Annotated in this window: 13 protein-coding genes and 1 pseudogene; 10 read left to right on the top strand and 4 right to left on the bottom strand. The window is 67.3% G+C overall.

Annotation, left to right across the window (positions count from 1 at the left end):
• Positions 1 to 199: 199 nt before the first annotated feature.
• Positions 200 to 1,005 (bottom strand): annotated as a pseudogene (locus tag MKK82_RS29955) (transposase); the annotation flags it as partial.
• 233 nt (positions 1,006 to 1,238) lie between these two features.
• Positions 1,239 to 3,524 carry an FdhF/YdeP family oxidoreductase gene (locus MKK82_RS29960; RefSeq protein ID WP_243987723.1) on the bottom strand — a complete coding sequence of 762 codons (2,286 nt, stop codon included), beginning with the start codon at positions 3,522 to 3,524 and terminating at the stop codon, positions 1,239 to 1,241.
• Positions 3,525 to 5,073: 1,549 nt separating this feature from the next.
• Here MKK82_RS29960 and MKK82_RS29965 point away from each other — a divergent pair.
• The 9 genes from MKK82_RS29965 (at position 5,074) to MKK82_RS30005 (ending at position 16,279) form a co-directional block, all read left to right on the top strand.
• Positions 5,074 to 6,465: a sodium:solute symporter family protein gene (locus MKK82_RS29965; protein WP_243941785.1), complete on the top strand. Its 1,392-nt coding sequence runs from the start codon at positions 5,074 to 5,076 to the stop codon at positions 6,463 to 6,465.
• 60 nt (positions 6,466 to 6,525) lie between these two features.
• On the top strand, positions 6,526 to 7,383 hold the full coding sequence (locus MKK82_RS29970; RefSeq protein ID WP_243987725.1) for a helix-turn-helix transcriptional regulator: 858 nt from the start codon (positions 6,526 to 6,528) through the stop codon (positions 7,381 to 7,383).
• Between the two features lie 128 nt (positions 7,384 to 7,511).
• The gene (locus MKK82_RS29975; RefSeq protein ID WP_243987727.1) at positions 7,512 to 10,487 is read left to right on the top strand and encodes a xanthine dehydrogenase family protein molybdopterin-binding subunit; all 2,976 of its coding nucleotides are present in this window, start codon (positions 7,512 to 7,514) and stop codon (positions 10,485 to 10,487) included.
• On the top strand, positions 10,484 to 11,347 hold the full coding sequence (locus MKK82_RS29980) for an FAD binding domain-containing protein (protein WP_243987728.1): 864 nt from the start codon (positions 10,484 to 10,486) through the stop codon (positions 11,345 to 11,347). Before MKK82_RS29975 ends, MKK82_RS29980 begins: the two co-directional genes overlap by 4 nt.
• Positions 11,335 to 11,868, top strand: a complete 534-nt coding sequence (locus tag MKK82_RS29985; protein ID WP_243987729.1) for a (2Fe-2S)-binding protein — start codon at positions 11,335 to 11,337, stop codon at positions 11,866 to 11,868. Before MKK82_RS29980 ends, MKK82_RS29985 begins: the two co-directional genes overlap by 13 nt.
• Positions 11,861 to 13,414, top strand: a complete 1,554-nt coding sequence (locus tag MKK82_RS29990; protein ID WP_243987730.1) for an AMP-binding protein — start codon at positions 11,861 to 11,863, stop codon at positions 13,412 to 13,414. The genes MKK82_RS29985 and MKK82_RS29990 overlap by 8 nt, the downstream gene beginning before the upstream one ends.
• Positions 13,415 to 13,449: 35 nt before the next feature.
• Complete coding sequence (locus MKK82_RS29995) at positions 13,450 to 14,256, top strand: enoyl-CoA hydratase/isomerase family protein (RefSeq protein WP_243987731.1); 807 nt, start codon at positions 13,450 to 13,452, stop codon at positions 14,254 to 14,256.
• A gap of 174 nt (positions 14,257 to 14,430) precedes the next feature.
• The gene (locus MKK82_RS30000; RefSeq protein WP_243987732.1) at positions 14,431 to 15,780 is read left to right on the top strand and encodes an MFS transporter; all 1,350 of its coding nucleotides are present in this window, start codon (positions 14,431 to 14,433) and stop codon (positions 15,778 to 15,780) included.
• Positions 15,781 to 15,811: 31 nt separating this feature from the next.
• Entirely contained in the window at positions 15,812 to 16,279 is a 468-nt protein-coding gene (locus tag MKK82_RS30005; RefSeq protein ID WP_243987735.1) for a TIGR02444 family protein, read from the top strand.
• A gap of 7 nt (positions 16,280 to 16,286) precedes the next feature.
• Here the strand turns inward: MKK82_RS30005 and MKK82_RS30010 are convergent, their stop codons facing one another.
• Entirely contained in the window at positions 16,287 to 16,859 is a 573-nt protein-coding gene (locus tag MKK82_RS30010; protein WP_243987737.1) for a UbiX family flavin prenyltransferase, read from the bottom strand.
• A 108-nt stretch (positions 16,860 to 16,967) separates the two neighbouring features.
• Positions 16,968 to 17,891, bottom strand: coding sequence for a LysR family transcriptional regulator (locus MKK82_RS30015; RefSeq protein WP_243987739.1), 924 nt, complete (start codon positions 17,889 to 17,891; stop codon positions 16,968 to 16,970).
• A 176-nt stretch (positions 17,892 to 18,067) separates the two neighbouring features.
• On the opposite strand from MKK82_RS30015, the gene MKK82_RS30020 reads away from it, so the two are divergent.
• The gene (locus tag MKK82_RS30020) at positions 18,068 to 19,453 is read left to right on the top strand and encodes a UbiD family decarboxylase (RefSeq protein ID WP_243987741.1); all 1,386 of its coding nucleotides are present in this window, start codon (positions 18,068 to 18,070) and stop codon (positions 19,451 to 19,453) included.
• The last annotated feature ends 2 nt before the right edge of the window (positions 19,454 to 19,455 follow it).

The raw sequence follows: 19,455 nt of genomic DNA on the forward strand, positions 1-19,455 counted from the left end.
CCGCTGCCGGGGCTGCTTTCGACCCAGGCCGTGTCAAAACTCGGAGAATGGGCGTCTGCCGTCAGGTGACGTCCCGGTCGTGCGAGAACGGGCCTTCCATCGCTTGGAGCAAGCTTCTGTGGTCGAGCGACGATCCGTTTGAGTGAAGGCGCCTTTGGACGGTCTTTCGGCCCCTCAGTGAGCGATCCGAGGCTTTCGCTCAGGCAGGGATCGCTGCCAAGAGCTTCCGGCTTTCCAGGATGTTGAGAACCCGCGTCAGATTGTAGGCCAGGACCTGGAGTGTCATCTCGGTCGAGACGCGCGGCAAGGTCTTGGTCAAGAAGTGCCTCGCCCCCATCCGCGCCTTCAGCGTGCCGAAGGTGTCCTCGACCGTCTCGCGCCGGACCCGCATGGTCAGCGGATCGCCGTCCAACCGGCGCTGCACGGCCTCCAGCACGTCCTCGTGCTCTCACCGGGTCACCCGGCGCTCCTTGCCTGTCGTGCAGGCTCCCTTCATGGCGCAGGCCGAGCAGACATTCGTCCAGTACCGATGCAGCGTCAGGCCATTTTCCACTGAGGTGTGCCGATAGCACAGCGTCTGACCCGCTGGACACAGGTAGGTGTTGTCCTGACGACGGTAGAGGAAGTCTTCGCTGCCGAAGCGTCCAGCGGCCTTGGCAACCGAGTTCATCGGGCGGGGCAGCGTCACAGCGATGCCGGCGCGTTCGCAGGCCAGGATCTGTTCACTGGAATAGTAACCCCGGTCAGCCACCGCATCGAGTGTGTCTGCTTCCAGAGCCTGCTTGGCCCGCGCGGCCATGCCGCTGAGCTGCGCCCGGTCCGAGCCGGCATTGGTGACCGCGTGTGCGGCGATCAGATGATGCTCGGTCTCGACCGCTACCTTGACGTTGTAGCCCACCACGCCCGATCCACGCCCGATCCACGCCCGCTGGTGGCCATCGATCGCGCATCGGGATCGGTCAGCGAGACCTGCCGGTCGGGCGCCGCCTTCTTCTGCTCCTCCACTCTAGCACAGCGATGCCGTGAGGGGGCGTCCACCCCTACGCTTTTGGCTTGCTGGACAGCATCCATTGTGAGGACGCAGATGCAGTTCGCCATGTCCCACAGGTGCGGGTCGTGCGGCGCACCGGGCACCGGGGATCTGGCCGAGGAGATGTCGAGCATCTCGTAGATCCTTTCGTGCGCCGCGTATCGGCAGAAGCCCCCCGCACTCCCGGGCGCAGCTCGGTCGATGGCGGCTACCGGGCACGCACACGAACGGGCACCGACTTCGCGGCCGGTACCTTGCTGCGCTCGGCGTGATGCCACAGCGGGATCAGAGGGTTGCACTCGGGGTAGTAGCCGCCGAGGCAGCCCTCCGGGATGTCGTAGGCCAGCACTCGAAAGCCCGTGACCTCACGCTCGACGCCGTCGTTCGCGGCCCCAACGAGATCGACGGTCTGCGCGTCGCGCAAGCCCAGGCGCTTGATGTCGGCCCGGTTCATGAACAGCACCATCCGCGTGCCCTTCACGCCGCGGAACCGGTCGTCGTAGCCGTAGATGGTGGTGTTGAACTGATCGTTGGAGCGCATGGTGATGAGCCGCATCACCTTCGGGTCGTCCTGCTCGGTGTCGGGATTGGCCGAGAGGCCGCGCGGCGTGACGAAGTTCGCCCGGCCAGTCTCGGTCTTCCACTGCCGCTCGGCGGCGGGGATCGGCCGACGGAAGCCGCCCGGCGTCCACATCCGCGCGTTGAAGTCTTGGAACTCATTCGGGTAGGTCGCCTCGATGGCATCGCGCACGCTGGCGTAATCCCCGCCCCAGCGATCCCAGTCGATGTAATGGTTTACCGGCAGTGTGGCCTTCGCGATTTCAGCGACGATGCGCGGCTCGGACAGGAGGTGCGGGCTCGCTGGCTCGGCGTACCCTTTCGAACCGTGGATGCAGGCAGTCGAATCCTCCATCGTCACTGCCTGCCGACCTCCGGGCTGGCGGTCGATCTCGATGCGGCCGAGACAAGGAAGGATGTAGGCGATTTCGCCGTGAACGAGGTGATTGCGGTTGAGCTTGGTCGATATCTGAACCGTGAGGCGTAACTTCCTCCAGGCCGCCTCCATCATCGCCGTCTCGGGAACGGCGCGGATGAAATTGCCGCCGAGAGCCACGAACGCTCGGATCGAGCCGGCGATGATCGCCTCACAGGCCTCGACCGTGTTGAGCCCCGTCTCCTTCGGCGGATCGAAGCCGTAGAGGGTTTTGAGCTTGTCGTAGGGGACGAGATCAGGCTTTTCGGTGATGCCGACCGTGCGCTGGCCCTGGACGTTGGAATGGCCACGCACCGGACAGATGCCGGCACCGGGACGGCCGATGTTGCCGCGCAGCAGCAGGAGGTTGACGAGTACCTGCACTGTCTCGACGCCCATGCGGTGCTGGGTCAGGCCCATGCCGTAGATGCCGATCGCGGCCTTGGATTCGGCATAGGTCCGGGCCACCTGTTCCAGCGCGGCGCGCGTCAGGCCGGAGTGGCGCTCCAGCTCGTCCCAGCCCTTTCCACGTACGGAAGCGGCGAAAGCTTCGAAGCCTTCGGTGTGCTCGGCGATGAATGCGACGTCGATCAGGCGCGGACGGCCGGTCTCGCCCGCCGCGTCGTCGGCTTCAAGCAGCGCCTTGCAGATCCCGTAGATCGCCCCGAGATCGCCGCCCGCCTTGACCTGAAGGTACTGTGACGAAATCCGCGTCTCGGACCGCGTCAGCATCTCCAGAGGGGCCTGCGGGTTGGTGAAGCTTTCCAGCCCGCGCTCACGGAACGGGTTGAATGTGATGATCGGCACCCCGCGCTTGCTCGCGTCCTGCAGCGGGTGAAGCATCCGGGGCGCGTTCGAGCCGGGGTTCTGACCGAAGAACAGGATGCAGTCGGTATGCTCGAAATCGTCCAGCAGCACCGTGCCGACCGTCGATCCGATACTCTCGGGTAACGCGACCGACGTCGATTCATGGCACATATTGGAGGAGTCGGGCAGGTTGTTGTTCCCGTACAGACGCGCCATGAGCCCCCACATGTACGAGGCTTCCAGGGACGCTCGACCGGAGGCGTAGAATACGGACGCCTTCGGCTCGACCGCCCTGAGTTCGGCGCCGATTTCAAGGAACGCCGCCTCCCAAGACACGGGGACGTACTTGTCGCTAGCGGCATCCCAACGCATCGGTTCGGTGAGACGCCCCTCTTCCTCGAGATCGTAGTCGCGCCACGTCTCTAGTTCGGTCACGGTATGTTTCGAGAAGAAGTCCGCGGTGACCCGCTTGCGGGTCACCTCCCAGGCTGTGGCCTTTGCGCCGTTCTCGCAATACTCAAACATCGCGGGCTTGGCCGGTTTCGCCCAGGCGCAGCTCACGCACATGAAGCCATCGGGCTTGTTCTGGTGCATCAGCATCGAGGCGCCCGACAGCGGGATCTGCTCGCGGAGCAGGATCTCGGTAAGGGATTTCGCCGAACCCCAGCCGCCGGCAGGACTGTCATAGGGCTTGATCGTGATAGGATCTGCCATGCCGATCTCCGAGAATGTGCGCAGAATCGATAATTAAGCCGGTTATTTTTCCGCGTATAGCGTCTTAAAAGCTTGATGCGGGAGCGATGGTAGCGAATATTTACTACGGTTCAGCTCTGTGTGGCGCAGAATACGAGCGAGACGGATCCAGCCCGACCCTCGCGCGCAGGGGTATGACATCGGACGACAGAGCTTGGTGAGGGACAGGATGCGTCGAAACGCCGTGCAGGCGCGCCCAGCGGTCCCCCGTTGTTGAACGGTGCAGCGAGGCACCAGCGGCGCACAAAGAAAGGAGCTTCGTGATCTGAAACCATATAAGGCGAATTACCGCGGATAATACACAAATCTACCCTTCCGTGACGTTTCGACACAATAATGTAAGATAGTTTTTACTTACGACATGATTTTTTTAATTTCATGCGTTCTCGGGTTATATAATCTGAGCGCCTGCTGGAGAGCGGCATTAATTTTTGTCGCGGTTACGAGCCATCGCTATATCGGCGCATCAGTGCTGCCGTGCCGATTTGCTGACCGGTTTGTCCTTACCGATGGCGAGTATGAATGGGTGTCGCCAGACCTGCTGCGTAGACCTGTCGTCGAACCGGCCTCGGCCTCTTGGCGCTCCTACTTCCGCAAACTCTGCCGCATCCACTTCGTGGCATCTTCCAGGGTATCGAACACGTCCGCTTTTTTTGCAAACCTTCTCCGAAGCGGACAGACGGCTTTCGGCCAGACTACGCCTCGCTGGACTGCCAATGAGCAGAAAACCAGTCGTTCGGCTTGGCGCCCATTGCTGCCACTCAGCCGAACCGGGCAGCAACCTAAAAGCAGACGTTCTATCGGCAGCTTAGCGATGGCCTGATTGTCGATGTATCCGACGGTGCATCGCCGTAGGGAGGCTTCGCAGGTGCCTTCACGAATTTCGCTCCGAGGCGCACAAGCCCCCGGTGGACCTTCTACGACACCATAGTTGAGGTCAGCCTCGCCCTCGCGCCGTCACTGACGGCCTACGCCCCTTCGTGCCCCAAGCTAAGCTGAGTTTGCTCAACTGCCGCAAAAGACCGCTATCGGGATGCGCCAACTCCGCCCGAGATGGCAGACATGGGTTGCGAGGAGTATGTTAGCTTTCTCGGCTAGCCTGCTACTCAGTGACTATCCCACGTAAGGTCGATACAAATGCGCTCTGATAACATTTTGACCCATTTGATCGTCTAATTTTGTAAGCGTTCGAGTACATAACGACCTATAACATCTATTTAGTCGGTAAAATTGATTTAATAAAAATCCAAATCAATATAAAAATGTTTCTTGACCTGCCGGGCCCTGCTAAAGGTGCGCTTTATATAGGTTATCGTGCTGAATAAGATAATCTGATGGTGCCGATCAAATCAAAATATTTGTCCGCTTCCTCTTCAAAATCTAGTTTCCCCCGTAATGGCCGTTGCTTCTCGCTCCTGCGAGGAAAGCTGCGGCCCCGAATGATTTCGGAGGAAACATGCTGGGTTCCCTTGGCGCCCAGGCGCTACGGCGTCGCCGTTAGGCCGCACCCATGCAGCCAAACTGGATCGTTCTCTCCCTGACCCTGGCCTACATGGCGGCGATGGGGCTGATCAGTTTCTCTGTGCGACGCCATGCGAAGAGCGCTGGAAGCTTTACCTCCGGCGGCACGCGCTATCCGGCGTTCCTGATCGGCTTTCTGTTGATGTCGGAATTCATCGGGACTGCCACGAGCGTCGGTACCACACAGACGGCCTACAGAGTCGGGGTGTCGGCAGCCTGGAACGTCCTCGCCCTCGCCGTCGGATTCGTTCTTTACGCCATCCTACTCGCGCCCCGTTTTAAGGAACTCGGCGAGAATACGATCTCCGGGGCGTTGAATAAGGCCTACGGTCGCCCGACCAAGCTCGCGACCTCGGTCATTATGATCTTCGCTCTTCAGATCGTCGCAGTCTCGACCTATGCGGGCGGCGGTACGATCCTGGCAGGTCTCCTCAATGTCGATCGGACCAGTGCCATCGTCATCACGGGTATCGTCGCGACGCTCTATGTCAGTGTCGGGGGGATGCGCTCGGTCATCTACACGAATGTCCTCCATGCCGTCGTGAAGTATCTTGGCATCCTCGCGGCCGTCGCCTTCGGATTGTCTCAGGTCGGCGGCCTCGCGAACCTGAGGGCCCGCGTGCCCGAAGCGATGTTCGCGGTCGATACGGTCGGCTGGTCACAGATCTTCGCGTGGATGGTCGCCGGCATCGGCGCGGTCTTCTCGACGCAATACGTGATCCAGGCCATCAATACCGTGCAGGACGGGCGCACGGCGCGGCAGGCCAGCTTTTATTGTGCCTTCCTGCTCGTGCCGTTCGGCATCGGCGCCGCCCTGGTCGGTGTCTGCGCGGCGGCGCTGCTGCCGGGAATCCCCGCGATCCAGGCTTTGCCGGGCCTGATCGCCCGGATGGACGATCTGCTGGCCGCCATCGTGGTGGCGGGATTGGCGGGGTCGCTGTTCGGCACGATCTCGGCCCTCAGCATCGGCGCCGCCACCCTGCTGTTCAAGGATTTCTATCATCCCCGCCGTCGGAGCGAGGATGGGACGTCGTCCCTGCGGTTCGTCCGCAGCATGACGGTGCTCGTGGGCCTGATCCCGATTCCCCTGGCGATCTTCGCGCCGGATATCCTGAAGGTGACCTTCCTCGCGAAATCCCTGCGGGCGACGCTGGCGGTCCTGGTCGTCTTTGCCTTCTACGCTCCGCGCTTCGGCACCCCGCGGGCCGCCGTCGTCAGCATCCTGGTTTCCCTCGTCCTGACGATCGGCTGGTTCCTCGCCGGCGATCCCGGGGGAATCGACAACGCCTATGTGGCCCTCGTCATTCCCCTAGCGGTGATGGGTACCGCCGAACTCCGGAAGAGGACCACGCTCCGGAACGAACCGGTTGCGGCGCCCTGACGGGACGGGGGTCCCGGCGGCGATCTAGCTGCCACCCGCGGACCATGCTAAATAGTGCAGATGTCCGAGGCTCTTGAGATCGCCCATGGCGCCTTCGGCCGCGTTGCGCTCCTCGACATGGACCGCAGCCTCGTCCGCCACGCGCACCCGCATTGCCACGTGCTCCTGAAGGTGGAGGGAGACGACACGCAGTTCCTCGTCGGCGATCAGGTTGTCGCGCTCACCGACGATCAGGCTGTCCTGATCAACGCCTGGGAGACCCACGCCTACCTGCACGATCCCCAGCGGGCCAAGGCGATGATCCTGGCTCTTTACATCGAGCCCGACTGGCTCGGCGCGTTCCGGCGGAATTGGGCTGCGAGCGGGGCGCCCGGTTTCTTCGGACAACCGTCGGGCGCCGTCACACCAACGATTCGCCGGCTCGCCCACGACCTCGCCGCCGAGATGGTCTACACGGCGCTTTCCTCCCACATTCAGGACGAGTTGCTGTCGAACCTGATGGTCGCCGTGATCGAGCGGTTCACGGCTTGGCGCGAGGAGCCCCTCTCCCTCCGCGCCGCCGCCCGGCGCAACGCTGGCGACTGGCGCATCCGACGCACAATCGCACGAGTGCGGGCAGAGCCCGGCGCCATGCTGGGCACCGAGGCGCTGGCACGCGAGGCGGGGCTCTCCCGCGCCCAGTTCTACCGCCTGTTCGAGCAATCCACCGGGGCCCCGCCGCATGTCTTCCTGAACGCGATCCGGATCGAGCAGGCCGTCGAGGCCATCGTGAGCAGCGAGGAGCCCATCACCGCGATCGGCATGCGCCTCGGCTTCGCCGCGCCCGCACATTTCTCGCGCTTCTTCCGGGACCACGTCAGCGTACCCCCAAGCATCTTCCGCGGTATCGTCCGGCGGGGCGGCCAGCCCGCTGCCTGACGGCGCCGTCATCAAAGAATGAGACGTTTCGGTAAGTCTCGAGACGCCTCGGCATCGCCGCACCCACACGGAGTCGCCATTCTCCCCGAGATACGGACCCCATCGAGAGGTCCGGCGGAGGAAGCGGCTTGGGCATCGTGTCATCGACCTATGTCGGACGATCGGTGGAGCGCGTCGAGGATGCCGGCTTGCTCTCCGGGCTCGGCCGCTACATCGACGACCTCGGCACGCGGCCCGGCACGCTGCACGCGGCGATCCTGCGCTCGCCCCACGCCCATGCGGACATCCTTGGCATCGACGTCCAGGCGGCCAAGGCGCTGCCCGGCGTCACCGCCGTGGTCACGGGCCGGGACCTCGACGCCGTCACGACCGGCCTCGTCCCGGCCTTGCGGGCGGCCGTCGATGCCCGCGCCATCGCGGTGGACCGGGTGCGTTATGTCGGCGAGCCCGTCGCCATCGTCGTCGCCCGCGACCGCTACCTCGCGGAGGACGGCTGCGACCTGATCGAGGTGCAGTACCGGGTGCGCCCCGCGGTGGTTGACCCGCTGTTGGCCCTCGCCCCCGACAGCGAGATCCTGCACGAGGGCGTCGGCGTCAATTGCGTCAGCGACCGCCGCTTCCGCTACGGCGAGCCCGAGGCGGCCTTCGCGGACAGCCCGCACAGCCTGTCCGTGACCGTGCGCTACCCGCGCAACACAGGCTCGCCGATGGAGACCTACGGCGTCGTCGCCTCCTACGATCCCACCGACGATTCCTACGACGTGCTGGCGAACTTCCAAGGGCCGTTCAGCATCCACGCGGTGGTGGCCCGGGCGCTGAAGGTGCCGGGCAACCGCCTGCGCCTGCGCACGCCCCCCGATTCCGGCGGCAGCTTCGGAGTGAAGCAGGGCGTCGCGCCCTACGCCGTGCTGATCGCCGCCACGGCGCGCCTCGTCGGCCAGCCGGTGAAGTGGATCGAGGATCGGCTGGAGCACCTCTCGGCCTCCGTCTCTGCCACGAACCGGGTCACGACCCTCCAGGCCGCCTTCGACGCAGATGGGCGCGTCACCGCGCTCGACTGGGATCAGGTCGAGGATTGCGGCGCCTACCTGCGGGCGCCCGAACCCGCCACGCTCTACCGGATGCACGGCAACCTCACCGGCGCCTACGCCATCCGCAATGTCGCCGTGCGCAACCGGGTGGTGCTGACCAACAAGACGCCGACCGGCCTCGTGCGCGGCTTCGGCGGGCCGCAGGTCTACTATCCGCTCGAACGGCTGATGCAGCGCATCGCGCTGACGCTGGGCCTCGATCCCTTCGCGGTGATCCGCCGGAATCTGATTCCGGCCGACGCCTTCCCCTATCGCACCGCGACCGGCGCCCTCTACGATTCCGGCGATTACCAGCGCGCCCTCGACGAAGCCGCCCGGGACGGCGGGCTCGATGAGCTGAAGCGGCGGCGGGATGCCGCCCGCGCCGAGGGCCGCCTCTATGGGATCGGCCTCACGGCGGCGGTCGAGCCCAGCGTCTCCAACATGGGCTACATCACCACTGTGCTGACGGCGGAGGAACGCGCCAAGGCCGGGCCCAAGAACGGCGCGCAATCGACCGCCACCATCACCCTCGATCCCGTCGGCTCGGTGACGGTGCAGGTCGCGTCAGTGCCCCAGGGGCAAGGTCACCGGACGGTGCTCGCCCAGGTGGTGGCCGACGTGCTCGGCCTCCCGATGGAGCAGATCCGCGTTACCGCCGACCTCGATACCGCCAAGGATGCGTGGTCCATCGCCTCGGGCAACTACGCGAGCCGCTTCGCTGCCGCCGTGGCTGGGGTCGCGCACCTCGCCGCCACTCGCCTGCGCGACAGGCTCGCGCGGATCGCGGCGGCGCAGCTGAACCTGCGTCCCGAGGACTTGCTCTTCGCGGGCGGTCGCATCGCCTCGCGATTGAACCCGGACGCGGGCCTGCCCTTCGCGCGGCTGGCCGCCACGAGCCACTGGTCGCCGGGCCTCGTGCCCGAGGATCTCGGCGCGGTGATCCGCGAGACGGTGTTCTGGACACCCCCGGAATTGACGGCGCCGGACGCCGAGGACCACATCAACTCCTCCCTCTGCCACGGCTTCATCTTCGACATCTGCGGCCTGGAGATCGACCGGGTCACCGGCAAGATCATCATCGATCGCTACGTCTCGATGCACGATTGCGGGCGCATCTTGCACCCGGGCATGGTCGAGGGGCAGGTGCGCGGCGGCTTCGCGCAGGCGCTCGGCGCGGCGGTCTTCGAGGAACTTTCCTACGGCGACGATGGCGCTTTCCTGTCCGGAACCTTCGCCGATTACCTGCTGCCCACCGCGACCGAGGTGCCGGATCTACGCATCCTGCACGTCGAGAGTCCGTCGCCCTTCACGCCGCTCGGCGCCAAGGGAGTCGGCGAGGGCAACTGCATGTCAACGCCGGTCTGCCTCGCCAACGCGGTGGCCGACGCGCTGGGCATCGAGGCCATCGACCTGCCCCTGACCCCCGCCAAGCTCGCTGCCCTCGCGGCGGGCGGGGAGGAACGAGCGCCCCCCGCCGGCCACTCTACCCCGAAGCCCGCCACGAAGGCGGGCGACCGCACCCTGCGCGGGGAGGGCTCGGCCGCCGTCACGGCTCCGCCGGAGACGGTCTGGGCGATGCTCCTCGACCCGGACGTGCTCGCCTCCGTCATCCCCGGTTCGCACGGGGTGCGGAAGCTCTCCAGTACACGGTTCCAGGCCGACGTCACCCTCGGCGTCGGCCCGGTGAAGGGCCGCTACAAGGCCGAGGTCACCCTCAGCGATCTCGATGAGCCCCGGGCGGTAACGCTCACCGGCACGGTGACGGGTGGCCTCGGCAGCGGCGGCGGCACCGGCCGCCTGACCCTGGAGCCCGACGGCGCCGGGAGGACGCGGATCGCTTACGTCTACGAGGCGGCGGTGGGCGGCAAGGTCGCGGCGGTGGGCGGGCGCCTCCTCGACGGGGCCGCGCGGGTGATCATCGGCGGGTTCTTCACGGCCCTGGCTCGCCGAGCCGGCGGGTCCGGCGAGCGCAGGCTCCGCCTCCCGGCCGCCCTGCGATGGCTCCTCGCGCGCCTGGGAGTGTCCGCATGAAGCCCGCGCCCTTCGCCTATCTGCGCGCTACGTCCCTGGACGACGCCTTGGAAGCCCTGCGCCAGCACGGCCCCGAGGCCCGGATCATCGCGGGCGGCCAGTCCCTGATGCCGATGCTCAACATGCGGCTGACGAAGCCCACCGTGCTCGTCGACGTGATGCGCATCCCCGCTCTCAAAGAGCCCCGTCTCGACAAGGGGGCTCTCGTCATCCCGGCGGGCGTGCGGCAGGCGATCTTGCTCGACCGGCCAGGGCTTGCCCGGGACCTGCCGCTGCTGGCCGCCGCCCTGCCGTGGGTCGGGCACATCCAGACCCGGGCACGGGGGACTCTGTGCGGCTCCGTCGCCCATGCCGACCCGAGCGCGGAAATCCCCCTCTGCCTCGTGGCGCTGCAGGGCGAGATTCACCTACGCAGCCGCCGGAAAGTCCGGCGCGTGGCGGCCGAGGACTTCTTCACCGGCATGATGGTCACCGACCGGGCCGACGATGAGATGATTGAGGCCATCGCCTATCCCCTCCGCCGGGAGGGCGCCGGCACCGCCTTCGCCGAGGTGGGGCGTCGGCACGGCGACTACGCCATCGTCGCCTGCGCGGCGATCGTGGACGGCACCCGGATGCGGCTCGCCGTCGGCGGCGTCGCCGACCGGCCCACCGCCCGTGACTTCCCCCACCTCGCCGGCTCGGCGCTGGACGATGCTCTGAACACCTTCGCCTGGGACCTCGGCGCGGGGGACGATCTCCATGGCACTGCCCGCTACCGCCGCGACCTCGTGCGGAGTCTCGGCCGCCGGGTGCTGGAGGAAGCGGCAAGGGCCGCAAGAGGCGACACCCATCAGGAGGCCGTGCCATGCCACAGCTAGACGCGAAGGGCCGTCACACGGTGGCCTTCACCCTCAACGGGCGCGAGACCACGGTCGAGGTCGAGACCCGCACCCTGCTGACCGACGCCCTGCGCCACGGGCTCGGGGCCACGGGCACGCATGTCGGCTGCGAGCACGGCGTCTGCGGCGCCTGCACGGTGTCCATCGACGGGGTGCCCGCCCGGGCCTGCCTGACGCTGGCCGTGGGGGTTGAGAACTGCGCCGTGCGGACCGTCGAGGGTCTGGCTCCGGAGCCCGGCCGGCTCGGAGTGCTGCAGGCGGCCTTCCGGCGGCGGCACGCCCTGCAATGCGGCTTCTGCACCGGCGGCATCCTGATGTCGCTCGATGCCTATCTCGTGCTTCGGCCGAACCCGTCGCGCCGGGAGATCACGGAAGTGATCGGCGGCCATCTCTGCCGCTGCACCGGCTACGCGCCGATCATCGAGGCCGCCCTGGAGGCGGCGGCGGAACTCAGGGGCGACATCCCGGCCCCGTCATCCCCGGAGGCCGCCCATGCTTGATCTCGGCACCAGCTTCCTTGCGAGCGTCTCCCGCGATCCCCGCGCCCTGGCCCTTGTCGATGGGCAGACCCGGCTGACCTACACGGAGTGGTTCGCGGTGATCTCCGCGACGGTCGCGGGGCTCGACCGGCTCGGGCTGAAGCCCGGCGACCACCTCGTCACGGTCCTTCAGAACCGGCACGAGGCGGCGACCCTGCACTGGGCCTGCCAGTTCGCGGGTATCGTAATCACGCCGATCAACTGGCGGGCCAAGGCCGAGGAGATCGATTTCGCGATCGAGAACGCGCAAGCCCGCGCCATCGCCTACGAACCGGTCTCGACCGGGAGCCTGCGGGATAGCGCGGCGTCGCAGCGGATCCCGCGCATCGCCGTCGGCACGCCACCCGGCCCCGGCGAGACCGCCTTCGCCGACCTCGCCGCCACCGAAGGCCCCCCGGCGACGCCCCGGGTCGACGCGGAGGCGATCTCGCTGATGCTCTACACCTCTGGCACCACCGCCAAGCCCAAGGGGGTCCCACGGCGACACCGGGCGGAGCGGGCGGCGGCGCTCGCCCACGTGGCGCAGAACCTCTACGGGCGTGGCGAGCGGACGCTCGGCGTCATGCCGCTCTACCACACGATGGGAGTGCGCTCGCTCCTCGCCATGTCGCTGATCGGCGGGACCTTCGTCTGCCTGCCGCGCTTCGACGTGGCCGGGGCGCTGCGGCTGATCGCGGCCGAGCGGATCACCAACCTCTACCTCGTGCCGACCCTCTATCACGACCTCGTGCACCACCGGGATTTCCCGGCGACCGACACGACCTCCGTGCGCAAGCTCGGCTTCGCCGGAGCGCCGATGACGGACGGCCTGCTCGCCCGCCTGACCGAGGCGTTCCGGCCGGATCTGTTCGTCAACCATTACGGCTCTTCGGAGGTCTACACCTTCACGATCAACCACGAGGCGGCGGTGAAACCCGGCTCGGCCGGGCGGGCGGGCCTCAACACCATGGTGCGTGTGGTGCCCATGGGGGACGACTTAGGCCGAACCGCCGCGCCGGGCGAGGAGGGCGAGATCGCCGTCATCGCCAAGGGCGACGAAGCCTTCGAGGGCTACTGGCATCGCCCCGAGGCCGACGCCAAGGCCTTTCGCGACGGCTGGTACTTCACCGGCGATACCGGCTTCGCCGACGCCGATGGCGACCTCTACGTCACCGGCCGGGTCGACGACATGATCATCACCGGGGGCGAGAATGTCTCGCCCGTCGAGATCGAGAGTCGCCTGTCCCTGCATCCGGCTGTGTCCGAGGTCGCCGTCGTGGGCTTGCCCGACGAGCGCTGGGGCCGGATCGTCGCGGCCTTCATCAAGCGGAGCGGTAGCACCGACGAAGCGGCGCTCGACGCCCATTGCCGGGCGGGCGGCCTGCCGAGTCACAAGCTGCCGCGCCGCTACGTCTTTGTGGACGAGATCCCGAAATCGCCGGTCGGCAAGCTGCTGCGCCGTCAGCTCGTGGCCGGCGAGTACGTGCCCGAGGCCGAGCCCCGCGCCGAAGGCCACGAGGCCGCCTGACACCCCCCAACGAATTTCAGCGAGAGCCCAGCCCCATGACGAGTTACACCCCCACCATCGACCCGCGCCTGACGAACCTCGACGGCTTCCGCGTCGAGATCGACGCCGAGCGCGAGCGTGCCGACGTGATTCTGGCGCGACCGCCGATGAACGTCATCGCGATGCCCCAGCGCGACGAGATCAGGAAGGTGTTCGAGGCGCTGGACGAGGATCCCCGCGTGCGGGTCATCGTCCTGCGGGCGGAGGGCGAGCACTTCTCGTCGGGGGGCTACATCAAGGGCTTCCTCGACGCCTCGCCCGAACACGTCTCGAAGCTCGCCTGGAACATGGCGGCGCCGGCCCGCTGCTCGAAGCCCGTCATCGCCGCCAACCGTGGATACACGTTCGGGGTCGGCTTCGAGATCTCGCTGGCCTGCGACTTCCGCATCGTCTCCGAGACCTGCCGCTATGCGCTTCCCGAACAGAAGCTCGGCCAGATCCCCGGTTCCGGCGGCTCGGCCCGGCTCCAGAAGATCGTCGGTATCACGCGGACGAAGGACATCGTGATGCGCTCGAAGCGCATCCCCGGCCGGCAGGCTCTCGACTGGGGCATCGCCACCGAATGCGTGCCCGACGCGGACCTGGAGAAGGCCACCGACGCCCTCGTGGAGGAGCTGCGCGCCTTCTCGCCCATCGCCCAGCGCACTGCCAAGAAGCTCCTCAACGACACCGAGGACGCGAGCCTGTCCATCGCCATCGAGCTCGAGGGACACTGCTACAGCCGCCTGCGGCAGGCCGACGACTTCCGTGAGGGCGTCGAGGCGTTTCACGCCAAGCGCGCCCCGCGTTTCACCGGCTCCTAAACCCACCGCGCCGGGGGGCTGCAGGGCAGCTCCCCACACCCCCGTGACACCCACGGCACCGCTTCGATCCCGCCCCGGCGGGACACGATGGCGCGCGCCCTAATGGCCCCCGTCCCGACCCAGAGCCCGAACCGGCCCCACTGCGGCAACGACCGCATCCCCCGGAGGAACCCCATGCAGACCGCCGCAACCTTCGCATCCGATCCCCCCGCTCACGCCAAGCCTACGGGCCGGCAAACGGCGACGGCCGCCATGGCCTCGCTGTTCGGCTGGGGGCTCGATCTCTTCGACCTGTTCATCCTGCTCTACGTGGCGCCCGTAGTCGGCGCCCTGTTCTTTCCGGCCGACAAGCCGATGCTGTCGCTGGCGGGAGCCTATGCCTCCTTCGCGGTCACGCTGCTGATCCGGCCCCTCGGCTCGGCCCTGTTCGGCTCCTATGCGGACCGGTTCGGCCGGCGCCGCGCGCTCATGGTGGCGGTGACCGGGGTCGGCCTGTCGACTGCGGTATTCGGCCTCCTGCCGACGGTCGGCCAGATCGGATGGCTCGCCACCGCGATCTTCCTGATCTTCCGCCTCGTCCAGGGCATCTTCGTCGGCGGCGTGGTCGCGGCGTCTCACACGATCGGGACGGAATCCGTACCGGAGCGGTGGCGGGGGCTGATGTCCGGGGCGGTCGGCGGTGGCGGCTCGGCCATCGGCGGCCTGCTTGCCTCTCTGGTCTTCTACATCGTCTCGCTCATGGCGCCGGGAGAAGCCTTTACCGAGTGGGGCTGGCGGCTGATGTTCTTCTCGGGTCTGCTGACCTCGGTGATCGGCCTGATCCTCTTCCGCAATCTCGAGGAATCCCCGATCTTCAAGGATCTCCAGGCCCGGAAGGCGGCGCTCCGGGAGGGTGCTCCGGCGGAGGGCTCTCCGATCCGCTCCCTGTTCTCGCCGTCCAACCGGCGAAGCTTCGTGGTCGCGACGCTCATCTCCTTCGGCGGCGGCGCGGCCTACTATCTCACGTCCGGTTACCTGCCGACCCTCCTCAAGCTCGTGAACGGCGTGCCGAACGCCACCGCCTCGATGATCCTGATCGGCGCCAACGTCGCGGCGGCGATCGGCGCCTGCGGCATGGGCGAACTGAGCCAGCATATCGGGCGCAGACGGTCGTTCCTCGTAATGGGCGTCATCCGCCTGCTCGCTTTTCCCGCCCTGTTCCTGACCATGGCGAACACGACGAGCCTCGTTGGGGTCGCGGCCTGCGCCTTCCTGCTGGCGCTCATTGCCAACGCCAGCTACGGGCCGCTGCTGATCTTCCTCAACGAAAAATTCCCGACGGCGGTGCGGGCCACGGGGACGGGCCTGACCTGGAACATCGGCTTCGCCCTCGGCGGCATGCTGCCGACGCTCGTCTCCCTCGTCGCCGACGGGCCGACGCAGATTCCGATGGTGCTGGCCGTCGTCATGACCGGCGTCACCCTGGTCTATCTCGTCGGTGCCTTCCTGACCAACGAGACGCAGGGCAATCTTGACCGGGCCTGACGATACGGTTCTGCGCGGGCGGAGGCCTCCCATGACGAGTGATCCCCTCTGGAGCTTCGCCTGCGCGTTCTACGGCCGGCCCGGCGTCGCCGCGGCCTGCCTCGCGCTCCAGGACGAGGGCGGCGCCGATGTGCCCCTGCTCCTGTACCTGATCTGGTGCGGGAGGACCGGACGAAGGCTGGACGCCTCGGCGCTCGCCGGAGCGGAAGCCCGGATCGGAACCTGGCGCGGACAGGTGATTATTCCCTTACGGGCGATCCGCCGGGCGATGCGGTCGGACCTCATGCCGGGCCAGGGGACGGAGGCGCTCCGGGAGCGGATCAAGCTCGCGGAGATCGAGGCGGAGCGCCTCGCCCTCGCGGCTCTCTTCGAGGCCGCGCCGGTCCCGGATATGCCGGCGAGTTCGGGCGGCGAGGCGCTGGCCCTCTATGCCGCTCATCTCGGCCGGACCTGGCCGGAGGCACCGCTGCGGGTTCTCGCGACGGCGCTGGAGGGCTGAGCGCCGGTCAGCCTTCTCCGCTCCGCCAACGCCGGACGCCGGGTGCGTCGATGTCGAACAGGTCGAGAACCCGCCCAATCGTATGGTCCACCATTTCGGCGAGGCTCTCCGGACGCGCGTAGAAGGCCGGAACCGGCGGGGCGATGATCGCCCCCATTTCCGAGAGCGCCGTCATGGTGCGGAGGTGGCCGGTGTGGAGGGGGGTCTCCCGCACCATCAGGACGAGGCGGCGGCGCTCCTTCAGGGTCACGTCGGCGGCCCGCGTCAGCAGGCCGGATGTGACGCCGGTCGCGATCTCGGCCTGGCTTCGCATGGAGCAGGGCGCCACGACCATGCCGCGGGTCCGGAAGGATCCGGAGGCGATCGAGGCGCCGATGTCCCCCTGGGCGTAGGTCTTGGCGGCCAGGGCGCGGACGTCGGCGACCTTGAGGTCGGTCTCATGGGCCAGCGTCACCTCGGCCGAGCGCGATATCACGAGATGGGCCGGGATCGCGAGGTCGCGCAGGATTTCCAGGAGACGGATCCCATAGATCACCCCCGAAGCACCCGAGATGCCGACCACGAGGGGCAGCGGTGTCATCGTTCCTCCCGGCCGCAACGGGCGCGGCGACGTTTCCGGTGACAGTATCGGGGTGTGCTCGCTCGTGTCGAATAACGTCGGCTGATCGCTGCCATCAGTCCGGGGGGCTCAACCGGTGATGATATGGGCCTGGAGTGCGGTCGCCGCCGCGGTCAACTCCTCCTCAAGGATGCCGATAAGGAGCTGCGCCGCGTGGCTGAGCGGTTTCTGCGGATGGTGAATGATCACCAATTCGCGGGCGATGCGCGGCGCGACGATGCGATAGGCCTTGAGGGACCCGTTGGCGAGCTGTCGGCTGACGGCGATGCTCGGCAGCACAGTGAAACTCGTCGAGCGCGCCACGAAGTCCGCGATCGCGGGGGGCAGGTCGAGTTCGAGCTTTGGGCACAGGATCACGTCCGCGGCGGCGACACGGCGGTCGAGTTCGACGCGCAGGCCGTGGCGGGTCGACGGCAGGATCAGGTTGAGGGCGGCGAGGTCCGCCATCCGGAGGGGTAGGGGCACCGGCAACGGTGTGTCGCGCCCGCCGACCACGACCATTTCCTCGTCGAGGAGGGGTGCCATGACGAGGCCGAGGCGTCGGGCCGGCCGGTTGATCACCGCGAGGTCGAGGGCGCCGCTGCCGACGCCCTCGATGAAGGTGCTGCTGTAGCCATCGGCCAGCGACAGCTCGACCTCTGGGTAGGCCGCCGCGAAGCGAGCGAGGACGCTCGGGATTACGCTCATCGACAGGGACGACAGGATGCCCGCCGTGACGCGGCCCGACACGGTTTGGGACAGGCGCGCCATGGCCGCCCGGGCCTCGGCGACATCCCGCTGGATCGGGTGGACCAGTTGGTGCAGCGTCCGGCCGGCGGCTGTCGGCACCATGGCCTTCGGCTGGCGGTCGAACAGGCGCTGGCCGAGTTCCCGTTCCAGCTTGGCGATCTGCATGCTGAGCGCGGGCTGGACGACGTTCATCCGCTGCGCGGCGCGGGTGACGCTGCCCTCCTCGAACAGGGCGACGAAGTAAGAGATCTGACGGAGATCCATACACGGGACCCGGGCGACACGAGCAACGCGCCAGAGGACCATGTGCGGGCTGGTCGGCGCAATTCAAACCGGCTGATGGGCGGCATCACCAATCGTTATTTTTCCCGCCTGCGGGAAGGCCTTAACGCTTCCTCCCCTGGCAAGCTTGGTTGAGATGACCCCGCCGTGAGGACAGCATGAACGCGCCCACTCCCGTTCGTTCCCTCCGCGACTGGCTCGATCGGCTGTCCGGGGATGGGCGCCTCGCCATCGCGCGGCCGGGAATCGGCTTGCGCCACGAGGCGGCGGCGGTGGCGAACCGCCTCGACGGCCGGCAGGCCAGCCTGTTTCCGCAGCCCGGGGGGCATCCGGGCACCATCGTCTCGGGCCTCGTGTCGAGCCGGGCCTGGATGGCGGAAGCCCTCGGCACCACGCAGGATCGCCTCGTCGCCCATTTCCAGCAGGCCGCCGCCCAGCCGCTCCCCTGGCACGAACGCAACTCCGCCCCCGCGCAGGAGGTCGTCCACCGGGAGGGACTCGACATCCTGAAGCTCCTGCCGGTGCCGACTTTGAACGAGCACGACAGCGGCCCCTACATCTCGGCGGGCCTGATGATCTCCCGGGACCCAGAGACCGGCCTGCAGAACGTCGCCATCCTGCGTTGCCAGATTAGCGGTCCGGACAGGATCGGCGTGCTGGTCCTGCCCCGGCATACCGACAATTTCTACCGCAAGGCCGAGGCCCAGGGCCGGGGCCTCGAAGTCGCCCTCGTGGTCGGCGTCGATCCCGCCTGCCTCCTCGCATCCCAGGCCATCGTGCCCCTCGGCCACGACGAGTTGGAGATCGCCGGGGCGCTCACCGGCCAACCCCTCGACGTGGTCAAGTGCCTGACGAACGGCGTGCGCGTTCCGGCGAACGCAGAGATCGTGATCGAGGGCCGCCTCCTGCCCGAAATCCGCGAACCCGAAGGGCCGTTCGGGGAGTTCCCGCAATATTACGGGGAGCGGGCCAAGCGGCACGTCATGCGGGTCGATGCGGTGACGCACCGGCGCGACCCGATCTTCCACATGATCGTCGGGGGCGGTCTGGAGCATCTGTTGCTGGGGGCGATCCCCCGCGAGGCCACGATCCTCGCGACCCTCCAGCGCAGCTTCCCCGGTGTCGAGGACGTGCATCTGTCCCTGGGGGGAGTCGGCCGTTACCACCTCTACGTCCGCCTGCGGAAGACGCAGGAGGGCGAGGCCAAGAACGTGCTGCTCGGGGCCTTCGCCGCCCACTACGACATCAAGCACGCCGTCGTGGTCGATACGGATGTCGACATCCACGCCCCACAAGAAGTTGAATGGGCGGTCTCGACGCGGTTCCAGGCGGACCGAGACCTCGTCGTCATCCCTCACGCCCAGGGCTCGAAGCTCGATCCCTCGGGCCGCGAGGGGGTCGGCGCGAAGATGGGTCTCGACGCGACCGTTCCGCTCGACGCGCCCCCCATGAAATTCAAGCGCATCCGTGTTCCCGGCGAGGCCGAGGTCGATCTCGACGCGGTGCTCGCGTCCGGCGCCGACTGGCGCGCGGCAATCGGCTGATC

It is taken from the genome of Methylobacterium sp. E-046 (assembly GCF_022829625.1).
Classification (GTDB): domain Bacteria; phylum Pseudomonadota; class Alphaproteobacteria; order Rhizobiales; family Beijerinckiaceae; genus Methylobacterium; species Methylobacterium longum.